The sequence below is a fragment of the Nonomuraea roseoviolacea subsp. carminata genome (genome assembly GCF_024172185.1).
Classification (GTDB): Bacteria; Actinomycetota; Actinomycetes; order Streptosporangiales; family Streptosporangiaceae; genus Nonomuraea; species Nonomuraea roseoviolacea.
Genome location: NZ_JAMZEC010000001.1, coordinates 8986520 through 9002835, shown reverse-complemented (window position 1 = coordinate 9002835; position 16316 = coordinate 8986520). Strand labels below are relative to the sequence as shown.

The window sequence follows — 16316 nt, the reverse complement described above, 5'->3', positions numbered from 1 at the left end:
CATCGGGTTCCTGCCCGGGCGGGCCGTGGTCAGGCTTCGGAGCGCAGACGTACGAGGTCGGGCTTGCCGTTGGGCAGCAGCGGCAGCCGTGGCACCAGGCGCAGCTCGCGGGGCGCGGCGTACGCGGGCAGCCGCTCGGCGCACCAGGCGCGCAGGTGCGGCAGCGTCGGCGGGCGGGCGGCGTCGGCGGGCACCACCACGGCCACCACCACCTCGCCCCACTCGGGGTCGGGCCGGCCGACGACCGCGACGTCGGCCACCTCGGGGTGGTCGCCGAGCACCGCGGCCACCGCGCCCGCCACGACCTTCTCGCCCCCGGAGTTGATGACGTCGTCGGCCCGGCCCAGCACGCGCAGCCGCCCGCGGGACAGCTCGCCCAGGTCGGAGCTCACGAAATAGGCGCCGTCGCGCGGCACCGGCTCGCCGGAGCGGTAACCGGAGAACAGCACCGGCCCCGCCACCCGGATCCGGCCGTCGTCGCCCACCTTCACGTCCACGTCGTCGAGGGGCCGGCCGTCGTACACGCAGCCCCCGCACGTCTCGCTCATCCCGTACGTCGTCACCACCCGCGCGCCGAGCCCGCGCGCCTCCTCCAGCAGCGCGGGACGGGCCGCCGCTCCCCCCAGCAGGATCGTGGCGAACACCGACAGGTCGGCCCGCATGGCGACCAGCCGGTGCAACTGCGTGGGCACCAGAGACACGTGGTGAGCTCCGGAGGCCAGCACCCGCTCCGGGTCGAACCGGTCGTGCACGATCGGCTCGGTGCCGCTCAGCAGCGACCGCACGAGCACCTGGAGCCCGGACACGTGCGACGGCGGCAGGCAGCACAGCCACCGCTCGCCCTCGCCCGCACCGAGGCGGCGCAGCGACGCGGCGGCCGAGGCGCGCAGCGCCCGCCCGGAGAGCATGACGCCCTTGGGCGCGCCCGTACTGCCGCTGGTGGCGATGACCACGGCGACGTCGCCGGGAACGCCGCGCCCGCCGTCCACAGGCGCGCCGCCGGCGTCGGTGGGGCGCAGCGCGGCGATCGCGGCCTCGGCCGCCGGTCCGGGGGCCAGCGGCAGCACGGCGGGCCCGTCACCGCTCAGCGCGTCGCGCACCGCCGCGAACAGCTCGGGGCCCGGTGGCAGGACGACCGCGCGCAACGGGCGGTCCGGATGCGACGACGTGCTCGGCATGCTCGTAAGGTTAGTGGCGACAGATCGGTACTGACTCAGTGGTGACGCGGTGGTGGCAGGGCGGGGCGCGCGACCCGGCGAGGACGGGTGGCGCACGGGTGTGACCGGTGACGCGACCGGCGGAGGGGAGCGGGGGCTGACCCGCGATCCCGTGGTGTTCCGCATCCCGATGCGCACCCGCTTCCGCGGGCAGAGCGCCCGCGAGGGCGTGCTGCTGCGCGGCCCGGCGGGATGGGGCGAGTTCTCGCCGTTCCCCGAGTACGGGCCGCGCGAGTGCGCCCGCTGGCTCGCCTGCGCCCGCGAGGCCGCCTTCGAGGGCTGGCCCGCGCCGGTCCGCGACACCGTCCCGGTCAACGCCACGGTCCCGGCCGTGCCGGCCGAGCGGGCCTTCGAGCTGGTGCGCGGCTCCGGCTGCGCCACCGCGAAGGTCAAGGTCGCCGAGCCCGGCCAGACGTTCGCCGACGACCTGGCCCGGGTCGAGGCCGTGCGCGACGCGCTCGGGCCGTCCGGGCGGCTGCGCGTGGACGCCAACGGCGCCTGGAGCGCCGACGAGGCGGTGCGCCGGCTGAAGGAGCTCGACCGGTTCAGCCTGGAGTACGCCGAGCAGCCGTGCGCCACCCTGGAGGAGCTGGCCCGGGTGCGGCGCGCCTGCGACGTGCCGGTCGCCGCCGACGAGTCGATCCGCCGCGCCGAGGACCCGCTGCGCGTGCGGGCCGCCGAGGCGGCCGACATCGCCGTGGTCAAGGTGCAGCCGCTCGGCGGGGTGCGGCAGGCGCTGCGCGTGGTCGAGGCGTGCGGGCTGCCCGCCGTCGTGTCGAGCGCCGTGGAGACGTCCGTGGGGCTGGCCGCCGGGCTCGCGCTGGCCGCCGCCCTGCCCGAGCTGCCGTACGCGTGCGGGCTCGGCACCATGACGCTGCTGTCCGGCGACGTGACCGCCGACCCCCTCGTCCCCGAGGGCGGGGCGCTGCGCGTGCGGCGGCCCGAGGTGGACGAGCGTGCCCTGTCAGAGTTCGCGATCGCCTCGCCCCGGTGGCTCGGCCGAATGCAGGAGGCGTCCCGGTGAATCCCGCGACCGCGCTGGCCACGGTGCTCGTCGACGAGCTGGTGCGCTGCGGCCTGACCGACGTGGTGCTCGCGCCCGGCTCGCGCTCGGCGCCGCTGGCGCTGGCGCTGCACGCCGAGTCGCGGGTGCGGCTGCACGTGCGCGTGGACGAGCGCTCGGCGTCGTTCCTGGCGCTCGGGCTGGCCCGGCGCTCGGAGCGGCCCGTCGCGCTGATCTGCTCCTCGGGCACGGCCGCCGCGAACTTCCACCCCGCCGTCATCGAGGCGAGCGAGTCGGGCGTCCCGCTGCTCGTGCTCACCGCCGACCGGCCGCCCGAGCTGCGCGGCACCGGCGCCAACCAGACCATCGACCAGGTCAAGCTGTACGGCACGGCCGCCCGCTGGTTCGCCGAGGTGGGCGCGCCCGAGGACCGTCCCGGCCAGGTCGCCTACTGGCGGTCGCTGGCCTGCCGCGCCTACCAGCGCGCCGCCGGCCCCGCCGACCCGGGGCCGGTCCACCTCAACCTCGCCTTCCGGGAGCCGCTCATCCCCGACGGCGACACCTCGTGGAGCGAGCCGCTCGACGGCGACGCGACCGGCCCGTGGGTGCGCGCCCGCGTGGCGCCGCCGCCCGTCGCCCTGCACCTGCCGCCGACGCGGCGCGGCGTGCTGGTGATCGGCGACGGCGCCGCCAACGTGCGCCGCTACGTCGCCGCCGCCGGGATGGCCGGCTGGCCCGTCCTGTCGGAGCCGAACGGCGGCGGCCGCTACGGCGACCACTCCGTCTCGACCTACCACTACCTGCTGGCCACGCCGGAGTTCGCCGACGCGCACGCGCCCGACGTGGTGGTGACGCTCGGCCGGCCGGGGCTGTCGCGGCCGCTGCTGTCGTGGCTCAAGCGCGTCCAGGAGCACATCGTCGTCGCGCCCGCCCTCGACCGCTGGTCCGACCCCACCCGCTCGGCCACCCAGGTGGCGCAGGCCGTGGAGATCCCGGTGGCCTCCGGCGACGACGGCTGGCTGAACTCCTGGCGGCACGCCGACCAGGCCGCGCGGGCCGCGGTGGACCAGGTGCTCGACACCTCGGGCACGAGCGAGCCGCGCCTGGCCCGCGACCTGGCCGACGCGCTGCCCAACGGCGCCCTGCTGTTCTGCGGCTCGTCCATGCCGATCCGCGACCTCGACCAGGCCATGCGGCCCCGGCGGGGGCTGCGGCTGCTGGCCAACCGGGGCGCCTCGGGCATCGACGGCGCGGTCTCGACGGCGATGGGGGCCGCGCTGGCCCACAACGGGCCGTCGTACGCGCTGCTCGGCGACCTGTCGTTCCTGCACGACCAGAACGGGCTCGTCCTCGGCCCGCGCGAGCCCCGGCCCGACCTGTGCATGGTGGTCGTCAACAACGACGGAGGCGGGATCTTCTCGCTGCTGCCGCAGGCGGCGCTGCGCGATCCGTTCGAGCGGGTCTTCGGCACGCCGCACGGGGTGGACCTCGGGTACGTGGCCGCCGCGACCGGCACGCCGTACCGGCTGGTGGAGGAGCTCGGCGAGCTGTCCAAGGCGCTGCGGGGCGAGGGGCCGCGCGTGGTGGAGGTGCGCACGGACCGGGAGGAGAACGCGCTGGTCCACTCCCGCCTGCGCGACGCCGCCCAGGACGCGATCCGGGCCGCCCTGGCCTGACCGGTCCGGGGCGGTTTCCCCGCCTTCGGCGGCACTATGAAACTGTACCGGCCGACCGGTATAGTTTCGTTCATGCCGAGACCGAGTTCACGCGACCGGCTCCTCGACGCGGCGGCCGAGGTGCTGCTGTCGGACGGGGCCGAGTCGCTCACGCTGGAGGCGGTCGCGCAGCGCGCGGGCGTGTCCAAGGGCGGCCTGTTCTACCACTTCCCGACCAAGCAGGCCCTGGTCAGAGCCATGGTGGAGCGCCTCGTCGGCGCCTTCGACCAGGCGCTGGCCCGGGCCGGCGACCGGCCGGGCGACTTCCTGCGCGCCTACGTCGAGGCCACCGTGCCCGAGACGCGCGCCTCGGAGGCGCCCGACCGGGTCACCGCCGCGCTGCTCGCCGGCGTCCTGGTCGACCCCGAGGGCCTGGAGCCGCTGCGCGAGCGGTTCGCCGCCTGGCAGGAGCGGCTGACCCGCGACGGCGTGGACCCCGCCGCGGCCACCGTCGTGCGGCTCGCGGTGGACGGCTGGTGGGCCGTGCGGCTGCTCGGCCTCGGCGAGCCCGACCCCGAACTGCACGCCCGCACGCGTGCCCACCTGATGGAGCTGATCACCCGTGCCGCGAACGACTGAGACGCTGATGGCCCGTGCTGCGCACGACTAAGGCGCTGATGCTGGCGACCGACGTCGGCTTCGTCGCCTACTTCACCGTCACGGGCCTCGGGCTGATCCCGCCCGAGTGGGCCTTCGCCGGCTACACCGATCCGGTCATGGTGGCCTGGAACTGGTCGTTCCTCTGGATCGACCTGGCCGCCAGCGCGACCGGGCTGACGAGCCTCTGGCTGCTCAGGCGCGCCTCCGGGCCGGCGGGGACGCCGCTGATGCTCGTCTCCCTCGTGCTCACCATGGCGTCCGGGCTGATGGCCGTCGCGTTCTGGACGTTGCGCGGCGACTTCTCGCTGATGTGGTGGATCCCGAACCTCTACCTTCTGCTGTTCCCGCTGCCCGCCGTGGTGGCGCTCGTCACGGGGCCGCGCCGGAGCCCGGCGACCGGCGAAGCTGCCGTGGATGACGTCGGCGTCACGGACGGTCTCGACGTGGCGGATGACGAGCCCGTCGCGCCTCAAGGCCCGTGATCAGCTCGGCGAAGAGCTCGGCGGCGTCGTCGACCGCCGCCCGGTCGCCGGTGGCGAGCAGGTCCAGAAGCAGTCCGCGGCCCACGGCGAGCGAGAGCCGGGCCGCGCGGGCGGCTTCGCGCGAGGGGAGGCCGTGCCTGGTGAGCATGTCCGTGACCGGACCGGTCCAGGCCGCGACCACCGACTCGCGGAACCCGGCCGTCCACGGGCGCCCGTTCAGGGCATGCGCGTAGATCTCGAAGAACAACCGCTCAGCCGGCGCGAGGACGGGGTCGCTGACGCGCTTCCAGAAGGCCCGGGACAGCTCGGTGAGATCGTCGGTGCCGGCTTCAAGCGTCGCCAGGGCGGCGCGCTGGCGAGCCTCCATCAGGTTGACGATCTCGACCAGCAAGCCGTCACGTGATCCGAAGTGGTAGTGCAGCATGCGATGGCTCGTGCCGATCGCCGCGGCGAGTTCGCGCATGCTCAGATCGCTGAAGCCGACCTCCTGCAGGTGCTCGACGCAGCGTTCGAGCAGCGCCTCTTTCGCGGTGCCCGACATGGCAGCCCTCGTGGTCATGTTCCACATGGTACATGTACCGTTTGGTACATCATGGTGTGACCTGCTTGGAACGGAGATCCTCATGCGGACGTCGACCACCATCGCGGCTCCCGTCTCGGCGGTTTGGACGGTTTTGCTCGACATCGAGCGCTGGCCCGACTGGACCGGTACCGTGACCACGGCCAGGTGGCTCGACCCGGGCCCGACGCGGCCGGGACGACGTGCGCGCCTGACCCAGCCGCGGCTGGGCGGCGCGGAGTGGGAGATCACCGAACTCGACCAGGAGCGGTCCTTCACCTGGGCTCGGCGCTCGGCCGGCGTGACCACGGTCGGGGGGCATCTGCTGTCCGCGAGCCCGGAGGGCGGAACGATCCTCACGCTCAGCATCGATCACTCCGGTCCCCTGGCCGGTGTGGTCCGGCTGCTCACGGATCGGCTCACCCGGCGGTACATCGACGCCGAGGCACATGGCCTCAAGGCGTACTGCGAACGCTGACCGCGGCTCCGTCAAGGTCGAGGAACGACGGGCGGTGCTCTGCGCGTCACCGGCTCGCGCCGCGCCTCACCGCTGGTCCCCCGGAGGGGTGTCGCTCAGCGCTTCGGCCCAGCGGTGGCTCCAGGCGTTGAGCGGCCCGAGCGCCTCGACGAGATCCCGCCCGAGGGACGTGAGGCGGTAACCGTCATCGTGGAGGGCGATCAGGCGGGCCGCGGCCAGCTCGTCGAGCCGGGTGCTGAGCACGCTGGAGGACATGCGCTCGCAGCGCCGCTGGAGTTCGCGGAAACCCGCGGGGGCATGGCTCAGCTCCCACAGGACACGCATCGTCCAGCGCCGCCCGAGCAGGTCGAGCGCGGCCATCACCGGCCGGCCGGACGCTGATCCGCGCGCCGGCGTGCCGGGCCGGGGCACTCCTGCTGTCATGGGCGCTCCCTTGCGCTTCGCCTTTCGAAGCATCATAGTGGTTCGAAAATCGAAGCAGGAGTGCTCAGTTGCCGCGCATCGAACCGCTCGCGCCGCCCTATCCCGCCGCCGTCGAGGAGGCGCTGCGCCGCTGGATGCCGCCGGGCGTGCCGTACGAGCCGCTCACGCTGTTCCGCGTCCTGCACCGCAACGCGGAGCTGGCCTCGCGGATGTTCGTCCTGGGGGCCGGGCTGCTCGGCCACGGGCTGCTGCCCGCCGCCGACCGGGAGCTCGTCATCGCCCGGGTGACCGCGCGCGCCGGCTGCGGCTACGAATGGGGCGTGCACGCGGCGACCCTGGCCCCGCGGGCCGGGCTCAGCCCCGAGCGGCTGCGGGCGACCGCCGCCCCGGAGATCGACGGCTCCTGGCCGGCGCGCCACGCGGCGCTGCTGCACGCGGTCGACGAGCTGCACGACACGGCGCGGCTGTCGCAGCCCGCCTGGGACGCCCTGCGCGCCCATGACGAGGACGAGCAACTGCTCGAACTCCTGGTCCTGGCCGGCTGGTACCGGACCATCGGCTACCTGGCCAACGGGCTCCTGCTGGAGAACGAGCCCTGGGCCGTCCCCTTCCCGCAGGCACCAGAAGCGGCACAGGCACCGCCGTCATCGCCTTCGTCGCGACCGGGCGAGGCCGGGCAGAGCGACGGAAAGGAGCGTCGATGAGCGCGGACGGACCCCGCGTCACGATCGTCCACGCCTGCCTGCGCGACGGCCGGGGCGGCAGTCCCACGGCGGTGATGGAGGAGGCGCCGCTGACCGACGGTGAGCGCCGCCGAGTGCCGGCCCTGACGGGAACCTCGCACGCGGTCTTCATCGACGCGCCCGACGGCGCCGACGGCCTCAGCGGGCCGGTGGCCGGTCTGCGCTTCTTCACCGCCGAGGGCGAGCTGCCCGCGTGCGGCCACGGGACGGTCGCCGCCCTGGCCTTCCTCGCCGAGCGCGCCGGGAGCGAGCAGTTCCGCGCGACGCTCCGCACGCCTGGGGGCGTCCTCGCCGGCCGCGCGACGCGGGAGGACGGGCAGGTCACGGCCTCCTTCGACGCCGGCCCTGTCGAGCTGCGCGAGCCCACCGCGCTCGAACGCGACCTCGTCCTGCCGGCCCTTGGCGTCACCCCGGACCTCCTCGCGCCCGGCGCCCGGGTCGCGGCGGTGGGGCGGCCGCGCCTGCTGGTCCCCGTCGCCTCCCGCCCGGCCCTGGCCCGGCTCACCCCCGACCTCGACCGGCTGCGCGCCGCCTGCGACAGGCTCGGACTCCTGGGCTGCTACGTCTACTCCGTCCCGGAGCGCTCCGGCCGGGCCGCGGCCCGCATGTTCGCCCCGTCGATCGGCGTGCCCGAGGACGCCGCCAACGCCAACAGCACCGCCTGCCTCGCCGCCCACCTCGCCGATCAGGGGTTCACCGGCATCACCGTGGACATGGGCGACTCCCTCGGCAGCCCGTCCACGATCACCGCCGCCCCGAGGGGTCCCGTGGTCCGCCTGGGTGGAGCCGCGCGGATCACCCGCGTTCTTCACCTGCCGTAACGGACCGGGAGAGATCCACCAAGGCCGGCGGGGCGAGCACCCGAACCGGAGCCGCCCCGACGGCGCGCTGATCGAGGAAGACGGCCTCGCCTGCCCTACGCCTCCCTCTTCTCCTCCTGTGGTCACCCGCGAGGACGACGAGCGCGGCAAACGGCCCCGGGATTCTCCCTCCTGGCCGCGCACCGGCTCGGGGTCGCCCCTGCCCGGTGCGCCGTCCACGAGGACAGTGACGAAGGCGTCGCCGACGCCCTGGCGGCGGGCATGACGGTCATCGACGTCCGCGCTCACACGGGCCGGTGGCCCGCCGCGTCCCGCTCCCGTGCCGGACCGGGGGCACGACCCCGCGCGCCGTGTCCGCGCCCGTCGCCCGTTACGCCCCCTGCGAACCAGGCCCGGACGGTGTCGTGGCGGGTGGTTGAGTACGTTCATGAACGTTCTCATCCTTGGCGGGACGGCGTGGCTGGGCCGTGAGGTGGCGCGGCAGGCGGTCGGGCGGGGGCACGCGGTGACGTGCCTGGCGCGCGGCGAGAGTGGCCGGGTGGCCGAGGGCGCGGTGCTGGTGGCCGCCGACCGGCGGGCGCCGGGGGCTTACGAGGAGCTGCGGCACCAGGACTGGGACGCCGTCGTGGAGGTGTCCTGGCAGCCGGGCCTGGTGCGCGGCGCGCTGGCGGCGCTGGGGGAGCGGGCCAAGCACTGGGCGTACGTGTCGTCCGGCAACGCCTACGCCGGCCACGGCGTGCCCGGCGCCGACGAGAGCTCGCCGCTGCTGGACCCCACCGACCGCGACGAGGTGGACCGGGAGCTGTACGGCGAGGCGAAGGTCGCCTGCGAACGGGCCTCGGCCGAGGCCGTGGGCGACCGGCTGGTCATCGCGCGCGCCGGCCTGATCGGCGGGCCCGGCGACCCCAGCGGGCGCACGGGCTACTGGGTGGCGCGGGCGGCCCGCGACCCGCACGGCCCGCTGCTCGTCCCCGACTCCATGGACCTGCCCACCCAGGTGATCGACGTGCGCGACCTGGCCGCCTGGCTGCTCGACTGCGCCGAGACCGGGACGACCGGCACCTTCAACGCGGTCGGGCCCGTGCTGCCGTTCGGCGAGTGGATCGAGCTGAGCCGCGCCGTCGCCGGGCACACCGGGCCGGTGGTGCGGGCGGACCCGGCCTGGCTGCTGGAGCAGGGCGTCGCCGAGTACATGGGGCCGGAGTCGCTGCCGCTGTGGCTCGTCGAGCCGGGATGGGAGGGCTGGTCCGCCCGGTCCGGGGCCGCCGCGCTCGCCGCCGGGCTGCGCCACCGTCCGCGGGCCGACCTGCTCACGGACCTGCTGGCGTGGGAACGCGAGCAGGGGCTGGAGCGGGAGCGCCGGGCGGGGCTCAGCGCGGCTCGGGAGAGGGAGCTCCTCCGCCTGCTCGGCCCCACCGGCCAGCCGTCGGCGGCCCCGGCCGCGACCCGAGGCACCGAGATCGGCGCCGCCGGGGTCACGGACGGGTCAGGAGGCGCGTGACCTCGTCGGCGACCAGGGCGCAGGCGTCCGCCGCCGGGTCGATCAGCGGGAAGTGGCCGGCGTCCTCCACCAGCGTGAGGCGGACCGCCTGACCCGCTTCGCCGGCCGAGCACGCGTAGGACGCGGTGACCTCGGCCGGCACGACGATGTCGTCGCGGCCGTGGACGATCGTCGTGGGCACGCCCGTGGGCAGCAGCGCCGCGGGGTCGGCCGACGGGCGCCGCTCCTCGAACCGCTCCGGCCCGCCGAGGAGCTGGAGCGCGGCGTCCGAGCACACGGACAGCTCACGTGCCCGGACGAGGTCGGCGATCGGCGCGAGCGCCACGACGCCCGCGACGCGCGGGCCGGGAAGCCGCCACGGCGAGCCCGGCGGCAGCGCGTGGCGGGCGGCGGCCCACAGCGCCAGGTGCCCGCCCGCCGAGTGACCGGTCAGGACGACGCGTCCCGTGTCGGCCTCGGGCAGCGCGTCCGCCACGAGGGCGGGCAGGGCGTCGAGGGCGGCGGCCACGTCGTCGAACGTCTCCGGCCAGCGCCCCGCCGCGCCCGGCGCCGTCCCGCCCCGCCGGTACTCGACCGAGGCCACCGCGAGGCCGCGGCGGGCCAGGAAGGCGGCGAAGGGGGAGACGTGCCGCCGGTCGTAGGCCGCCCGCCACGCCCCTCCGTGCAGGACGACGACGAGCGGCACCTTCCCCGCGCCGGGGGCGGTGAGGAGCGCACTTCCCGGGCCTGGCCTGGTGAGGTCCGCCCCCTTCGCACCCGGGGCCGCGGCGTGCGCGCTCCCCGGCCCTGGGGCGGCGGCGGGAGTCCTCCCCGGCCCTGGGGCGGCGGCGGGCGCCCTCGCCGCGCCTGGATCGGCGCGACGGGGGCTCTCCGTGTCCGCGGTGACGCGTTCGGGCCCGCTGCGGGGAGCGTAGAGGTCGACGAGCTGGTCGGGGTGGGGCCCGTACGAGACGGTGGTGTCCGGCCGCGCGTGCGGGTGGGCGAAGGCCGACGCCTGCTCGGCGGCGTCCCGCTCGGCGGCGTTCACGTACCGGCCGCGAGGACCTCGGCCAGCACGCGCGCCGCCCGTTCCGTGTCCGCGAACGACACGTACAGCGGCGTGAAGCCGAACCGCAGCACGTCCGGGTGCCGGAAGTCGCCGACCACCCCGCGGGCGATCAGCGTCTCCATCACCGCGCCCGCCCCGGCGCAGCGCAGCGCGACCTGGCTGCCCCGCTCCCCGTGGCGGGCCGGGGTGATCGACTCGACGCGCCCCGGCGGCACGTACGCGGCGACGCACTCCAGGAAGAAGTCGGTCAGGGCCAGGCTCTTGTCCCGCACCGCCTCGATCGGCACCCCGTCCCACACCTCCAGCGCCGCCTCCAGGGCCAGCATCGACAGGATGTCGGGCGTGCCCACCCGGCCCCGCGGGGCCCCGTCCGCCGGCTCGTACCGTGGCGACATGCCGAAGGGCTCGCGGTGGGAGTTCCAGCCGGGCAGCGGCGAGTCGAAGCGGGGCTGCAGGTCGCGGCGGACGTACAGGTAGGCCGGCGAGCCGGGGCCGCCGTTGAGGTACTTGTACGTGCAGCCGACCGCCAGGTCCACCCCGTGCTCGTCGAGCCCGACCGGCAGCGCGCCCGCGCTGTGGCACAGGTCCCACACCACCAGCGCGCCCGCCTCGTGCGCGGCGGCCGTCACGCCCGGCAGGTCGTGCAGCCGGCCGCTGCGATAGTCGACGTGGTTCACCAGGGCGACGGCGGTACGCGGGCCGAGGGCGTCCACGATGTGGGCCGGGTCGGCGGCGACCAGGCGGCGGCCCGTCATCCGGGCCGCCGACTCGGCGAGGTAGCCGTCCGTGGGGAACGTCGTCGCGTCCACCACGATCTCGTCGCGCTCCTCGTCCGCCATCCGGACCGCGCCCACCACCGCCTTGAAGACGTTGACGCTGGTGGAGTCGCCCGCCACGACCTGGCCGGGGGCCGCGCCGACCAGCGGGGCGATGCGGTCGCCGACGCGCTCGGGCGCCGTCCACCATCCGGACTCCGTCCAGGACCTGATGCGCAGCCGCCCCCACTGCCGCTCCACCACGTCGGCCATCCGGCCGGGAACGACGGCGGGCAGCGCGCCGAGCGAGTTGCCGTCGAGGTAGACGGTGTCGTCGTCGAGGACGAACTCCGCGCGCTTGGCCGACAGCGGGTCGGCCTCGTCGAGCTTGCGCGCCTTCTCGCGCAGGGCGGCCGGGCCGGAACCGGGAGAGAGGTCAGACATGGCTGCGTGCCGTCCAGAGCTCGGGGAACACGGTCTTGGCGGCCCGCTTCTCCAGCCACGCGACGCCCGCCGAGCCGCCGGTGCCGGTCTTGGCGCCCATCGCGCGCCGGGTCGCCACCAGGTGGTCGTTGCGCCAGCGCCACACCAGCTCGGCGACGTCCGTCAGCGCCTCGCCGAGCCGCGCCAGGTCGGAGTCCTGGTCGCCGGAGTAGATCGCGGCCCACACCGCCTCCACCTCGGCGCCGGGCTCGTAGCGCTGCGACAGGTCGCGCTCCAGCACGGCCCGCGGCACGGCGTGGCCGCGCCGCGCGAGCAGGTGCAGGACCTCGTCGTACAGGCTGGGCTGGTGCAGCGCCTTCTCCAGTTCCTCGTGGACGCGCGGCGCGCCCCGGTGCGGCACCAGCATGGACGAGGACTTCTCGCCGAGCAGGAACTCCATCCGCCGGTACATCGCCGACTGGAACCCCGAGCCCTCGCCGAGCGCCGCCCGGTAGGCGTTGAACTCGGCCGGGGTGAGCCGCGCCAGCGGCTGCCAGGAGGCGTTCAGCGCCTCCAGCTCGCTGGCGCTGCGCCGCAGCGCGGCCATCGCGACGGGCAGCCGGTCCTCGCGCAGCGCGCGGCCGGCGGTCTCCCACTCGTGGACGATGACGGTGAACCACAGCTCCATGACCTGGGTGGTGACCAGGAACGCCATCTCGCCCGGGTCGTCGGACAGAGGCTGCTGGAGGTGGGTGAGGACGTCCGCGCGGACGTAGTCCTCGTACGGGGTCGTGCCCGCGAAGTCGAGGTTCGGCGACTCCTGCCGCTCGGCCTCGTCCCGGCCGTCGGCCGTTCGGTCGTCCGCTGTTCGGGCGTGTGTGCGATGCGACATCGCTGTCTCCTGGAGACGTGCCACCGGGTAGCGGTCCGCTCCCTTCCTTCAGGCGATGGAGCCCCGGTCCCCTCGGGCCCGGCCGCTCACGGCGCGACGCCGAGCCCACCAGGCATGATGGGGGATCGTGCACCGGTATGGCAAGAGGCGTCCGCTGCGTCGTCTTTTTGGGCCGGATTCCCGCGGGCCCTGTCAGCCCTGGCCGGCGTGGGTGTGGCCGTGGGCGATCTCGGGCGGGCACGGCCCGGGCCGGCCGTCCCGCCGCCACTCCGCCACGGCGATGGCGAGGGCGACCAGCACGCCGCCGACGGCGGCGCCCAGCGCCACGGTCACCGCCTCCGCGGTGTCGCCGCTCGATGTGAGCACCAGGTAGTACACGCCCGGCAGGGCCGCCGTGCCGACCGCGCCGCCGAGCCGCTGGCCCGTCTGGAGGGCGCCGCCGGCCGCGCCGGCCATCCGCACGGGCACCTCCTTGAGCGTCATGGTGATGTTCGGCGAGATCACGAAGCCGCTGCCGACGCCGCCGACGAGCAGCGCGGGGATCGCCGCCCACACGGCCACGCCCGGCGAGGCGAAGCCCAGCAGCAGCGCCGCCGCCGACAGCCCCACCACGACTCCCACGAGCCCGAGCACGGTCAGCAGCCGTCCGAGGCGCTCCACCAGCCGCCCGGCCACGATCGCCGCGCCCGCCGAGCCGATCGCGAACGGTGTGACGCACAGCCCCGACATCAGCGGCGAGAACCCCCGCCCGATCTGGAAGTACAGCGCGAAGACCAGCCAGACGCCGCTGAAGCCGATGAAGTAGACGGTCGCGAGCGCCGCGCCCGGCGCGTAGCCGCGCGTCTGCGTGATGAGCCCGGGCGCGAGCAGCGGGTCGTGGCCGCGGGCGGCGACGCGCCGCTCCCACAGCACGAACGCCGCGAGCAGCAGCGCCCCGGCGGGGAACATCCACCACAGCTCGCGCACCCCGCCCGCGTCGGCCTGCACGAGCGGGAACATGAGCAGGAACACGCCGGCGCCGAGCAGCACCACGCCCGCCAGGTCCAGCGTGCCGCGCCGGGCGCCGCGGCCGCGCGGCAGCAGCCGGGCGGCCAGAGTGAACGCGGCCACCCCGATCGGCACGTTGACGAAGAAGATCCAGCGCCAGCCCTGCTCGGCGCCCGCGAGCGCGAGGATCAGGCCGCCGGTGATGGGGCCGACCGCGCTGGAGACGCCGACGGTCGCCCCGAACAGGCCGAAGGCGCGCCCGCGCTCGGTGCCCTGGAACATCTGCTGGATCAGGGCGGAGTTCTGCGGGGCGAGGAAGCCGGCGGCGATCCCCTGCGCGAGCCGCGCCGCGACCAGCAGCCCGATGGTGGGGGCGGCTCCGGCGGCCACGCTGCACAGCACGAACGCGGCCAGCGCGACGAGGAAGATGCGCCGCCGGCCCATCGCGTCGCCCAGCCGCCCGGCCAGGACGAGGGAGAGCGCGAACGTGAGCGCGTACCCGGAGACCACCCACTGCACCTGCGCGGGGGAGGCTCCGAGGCCGTGCTGCATGGAGGGCAGGGCCACGGCCACGATGGTGACGTCGAGCAAGATCATGAAGCCGACGACGAGGGTGACCGCGAGGGCCTTCCAGCGCCGCGGATCCGGTCCGGTGTTCGCGGACCCTGGTTGCATGGGACCTCCCTCCGTGAAGGCCGCCGCCCGCGGGGGCGGCGCTCGGCACGGTCTGAGACGGCCCCGCGGCGGTCCTCGGGCGGTCCTCGGGCGGTGCCCGGCCGTCCTCGGGTGCTCCTCGCGTCCTCGGGTGCTCCTCGCGCGGGCTTCCGGGTGGCCCGGGGGCGGTGTCGGCGGGCTGCCACGGGCCGCCATGCCTATGGCAGGAACAACGCCTCCGGGGCGGCGGGCATTTCGCCCGCGCCCCGATCGGCGACTCCGCCGCAGGTCAGCGCTCGATGAGCGTGACCTCCAGGGAGTAGTGCGAGGCGCGGTAGACGTGCGAGCCGTGCTCGACGGCGCGGCCCTGGTCGTCGTACGTGGTGCGGATCATGGTGAGCAGCGGGGCCCCGCGCCGCTCGCCCAGCAGCTTCGCCTCGCTCTGGCCCGCCGCGCGGGCCCCGATGCGCTGGTTGGCCACCCGCATCCGCACGCCCGCGCCGCGCAGCAGCTCGTACAGGCCGCGCGTCTCCAGGTCGGTGGCGCCGAGCCGGGCCAGGCCGAGGGGCAGCCAGTTGTGCAGCAGGGCCAGCGGCTCGCCGGCCGCGAACCGCAGCCGCTCCAGGTAGAGCGCCTCGGCGCCCGGCTCCAGGCCGAGGATGGCCGCGATCTCCTCGTCCACGGTCCGCGGCTCCAGGGCGATGACCCGGGTGGCCGGCTCCTGGCCCGCGCGGCGCAGGTCGTCGTACAGGCTGGTCAGCTCGACCGACCGCTTGACCTGGCCGTGGACCACCTGGGTGCCGACGCCGCGCTTGCGCACGAGCAGGCCCTTGTCCACGAGATACTGGATGGCCTGGCGGATGGTGGGCCTCGACAGGCCGAGCTTGTCGGCCAGCAGGATCTCGTTGTCGAGCCGGGAGCCGGGCGCCAGGTCGCCTCGCCGGATCGCTTCGGCGATCTGCTCGGCCACCTGGAAATAGAGCGGCACGGGGCTGGATCGGTCCAGGTCGATCGCCAGATTCGCGGTCATGCTGATCAGGTTAACGCAGGTCATAATGTCCAGACAAATGCGGCGGTCATGGGCCGCGTACGGCATGATCGGAGGGGGAGCCCCGCCGGGAATGGGCAGGGGAGTCCTCGTACCGTGGTGTCGAGACACCGCGGCGCCGATGCCACCGAGGGGGAGCCGGGCATGAACGCCACGCCACACGACGACACGCAGTTCCCGCACGACGCGCTGCTGGAGACGGCCGTCGAGGCCGCCCGGGCGGTCGGCCCGCGGCTGCGCAAGGCGTTCCGCTCCCGGCCGGAGGTCTCCACCAAACGCGACTTCCAGGACCCCGTGACCGAGCACGACAAGGCGTCCGAGGAGACCATCCGCGCCGTCATCGAGGGCCGCTGGCCCGGCAGCGCCGTCCTCGGCGAGGAGGGCGGGGCGACCGGCTCCGGACGGCTGCGCTGGTACGTCGACCCGATCGACGGCACCGCCAACTTCGCCGCCGGGCTGCCGTTCTTCTGCGTGTCGATCGCGGCCGCCGTGGACGGGGAGCTGGTCGCGGGCGTGGTGTACGACCCGGTGCGCGACGACGAGTTCACCGCCTCCACGGCGGGCGCGTGGTGCAACGGCACGCCCATCCGCAGTTCCGGCGCCACCGGCGACCGGGAGGCCATGCTGCTGACGAGCTACCCGACGCCGCGCGACATGTCCGCCGAGGGCGAGGACGCGCTGCGGCGCTACGGCCGGTTCCTGACGTCGTTCTCGGCGGTGCGCCGGGTGGGCAGCGCCGCGCTCAAGCTCGCGCACGTCGCCGCCGGATGGTCGGACGCCGCGTACGGCACGCGCGCCAACCCGTGGGACGTGGCGGCCGGCGCCCTGCTCGTCCGGCAGGCGGGGGGCGTCTACCTGGGCGACCCGCTCGCCACGGGCGACTACCTCGCCTGCGTAGGCGGCTTCGACCTCGCCTCCTCGGCCCTGTCCGAGGTCGCCCCCTGACGACGCGAGCCCTCTCCGGTCG

General features: G+C 75.4%; 17 protein-coding genes. 9 read left to right on the top strand and 8 right to left on the bottom strand.

Annotated features, from left to right (window positions below; genetic code table 11):
- Nucleotides 1–29: 29 nt before the first annotated feature.
- On the bottom strand, nt 30–1178 hold the full coding sequence (locus HD595_RS41965) for an AMP-binding protein (protein WP_253779505.1): 1149 nt from the start codon (nt 1176–1178) through the stop codon (nt 30–32).
- Between the two features lie 151 nt (nt 1179–1329).
- Here HD595_RS41965 and HD595_RS41960 point away from each other — a divergent pair, with 151 nt between their 5' ends.
- From HD595_RS41960 to HD595_RS41945, 4 genes are all read left to right on the top strand, one after another.
- A complete protein-coding gene (locus tag HD595_RS41960; RefSeq protein WP_420540770.1) occupies nt 1330–2241 on the top strand; it encodes an o-succinylbenzoate synthase in 912 nt (303 codons plus the stop codon).
- Complete coding sequence (menD, locus tag HD595_RS41955; protein ID WP_253779502.1) at nt 2238–3896, top strand: 2-succinyl-5-enolpyruvyl-6-hydroxy-3-cyclohexene-1-carboxylic-acid synthase; 1659 nt, start codon at nt 2238–2240, stop codon at nt 3894–3896. Before HD595_RS41960 ends, menD begins: the two co-directional genes overlap by 4 nt.
- Before the next feature lie 72 nt (nt 3897–3968).
- On the top strand, nt 3969–4514 hold the full coding sequence (locus HD595_RS41950; protein ID WP_253779499.1) for a TetR/AcrR family transcriptional regulator: 546 nt from the start codon (nt 3969–3971) through the stop codon (nt 4512–4514).
- 14 nt (nt 4515–4528) lie between these two features.
- Nucleotides 4529–5017 carry a DUF5360 family protein gene (locus HD595_RS41945; protein ID WP_253779497.1) on the top strand — a complete coding sequence of 163 codons (489 nt, stop codon included), beginning with the start codon at nt 4529–4531 and terminating at the stop codon, nt 5015–5017.
- On the opposite strand, the gene HD595_RS41940 is transcribed toward HD595_RS41945, so the two are convergent.
- A complete protein-coding gene (locus HD595_RS41940; protein ID WP_253779495.1) occupies nt 4962–5558 on the bottom strand; it encodes a TetR/AcrR family transcriptional regulator in 597 nt (198 codons plus the stop codon). The two genes, HD595_RS41945 and HD595_RS41940, sit on opposite strands and share 56 nt — an antisense overlap.
- Here HD595_RS41940 and HD595_RS41935 point away from each other — a divergent pair.
- On the top strand, nt 5557–6054 hold the full coding sequence (locus HD595_RS41935; RefSeq protein WP_253779493.1) for an SRPBCC family protein: 498 nt from the start codon (nt 5557–5559) through the stop codon (nt 6052–6054). The two genes, HD595_RS41940 and HD595_RS41935, sit on opposite strands and share 2 nt — an antisense overlap.
- 66 nt (nt 6055–6120) lie before the next feature.
- Here the strand turns inward: HD595_RS41935 and HD595_RS41930 are convergent, their stop codons facing one another.
- The gene (locus HD595_RS41930) at nt 6121–6477 is read right to left on the bottom strand and encodes a winged helix-turn-helix transcriptional regulator (protein ID WP_253779491.1); all 357 of its coding nucleotides are present in this window, start codon (nt 6475–6477) and stop codon (nt 6121–6123) included.
- A gap of 68 nt (nt 6478–6545) precedes the next feature.
- Between HD595_RS41930 and HD595_RS41925 the strand changes: the two genes are divergently transcribed.
- The 3 genes from HD595_RS41925 to HD595_RS41915 all read left to right on the top strand — a co-directional run bounded on the left by HD595_RS41925 (nt 6546) and on the right by HD595_RS41915 (nt 9542).
- Nucleotides 6546–7181, top strand: a complete 636-nt coding sequence (locus tag HD595_RS41925; RefSeq protein ID WP_253779489.1) for a carboxymuconolactone decarboxylase family protein — start codon at nt 6546–6548, stop codon at nt 7179–7181.
- Entirely contained in the window at nt 7178–8041 is an 864-nt protein-coding gene (locus tag HD595_RS41920; RefSeq protein WP_253779487.1) for a PhzF family phenazine biosynthesis protein, read from the top strand. Before HD595_RS41925 ends, HD595_RS41920 begins: the two co-directional genes overlap by 4 nt.
- 427 nt (nt 8042–8468) lie before the next feature.
- A complete protein-coding gene (locus tag HD595_RS41915; protein WP_253779484.1) occupies nt 8469–9542 on the top strand; it encodes a Rossmann-fold NAD(P)-binding domain-containing protein in 1074 nt (357 codons plus the stop codon).
- Here the strand turns inward: HD595_RS41915 and HD595_RS41910 are convergent.
- The 5 genes from HD595_RS41910 to HD595_RS41890 form a co-directional block, all read right to left on the bottom strand.
- Nucleotides 9517–10569, bottom strand: coding sequence for an alpha/beta hydrolase family protein (locus HD595_RS41910; protein WP_253779481.1), 1053 nt, complete (start codon nt 10567–10569; stop codon nt 9517–9519). The two genes, HD595_RS41915 and HD595_RS41910, sit on opposite strands and share 26 nt — an antisense overlap.
- The gene (gene kynU, locus HD595_RS41905) at nt 10566–11789 is read right to left on the bottom strand and encodes a kynureninase (protein ID WP_253779478.1); all 1224 of its coding nucleotides are present in this window, start codon (nt 11787–11789) and stop codon (nt 10566–10568) included. Before kynU ends, HD595_RS41910 begins: the two co-directional genes overlap by 4 nt.
- Nucleotides 11782–12660, bottom strand: a complete 879-nt coding sequence (locus HD595_RS41900) for a tryptophan 2,3-dioxygenase family protein (RefSeq protein WP_253779475.1) — start codon at nt 12658–12660, stop codon at nt 11782–11784. Before HD595_RS41900 ends, kynU begins: the two co-directional genes overlap by 8 nt.
- 192 nt (nt 12661–12852) lie before the next feature.
- Entirely contained in the window at nt 12853–14322 is a 1470-nt protein-coding gene (locus tag HD595_RS41895) for an MFS transporter (RefSeq protein WP_253779472.1), read from the bottom strand.
- Nucleotides 14323–14590: 268 nt separating this feature from the next.
- Entirely contained in the window at nt 14591–15331 is a 741-nt protein-coding gene (locus HD595_RS41890; protein ID WP_253779470.1) for a GntR family transcriptional regulator, read from the bottom strand.
- Between the two features lie 162 nt (nt 15332–15493).
- On the opposite strand from HD595_RS41890, the gene HD595_RS41885 reads away from it, so the two are divergent.
- Nucleotides 15494–16294, top strand: coding sequence for an inositol monophosphatase family protein (locus HD595_RS41885; protein WP_253779467.1), 801 nt, complete (start codon nt 15494–15496; stop codon nt 16292–16294).
- The last annotated feature ends 22 nt before the right edge of the window (nt 16295–16316 follow it).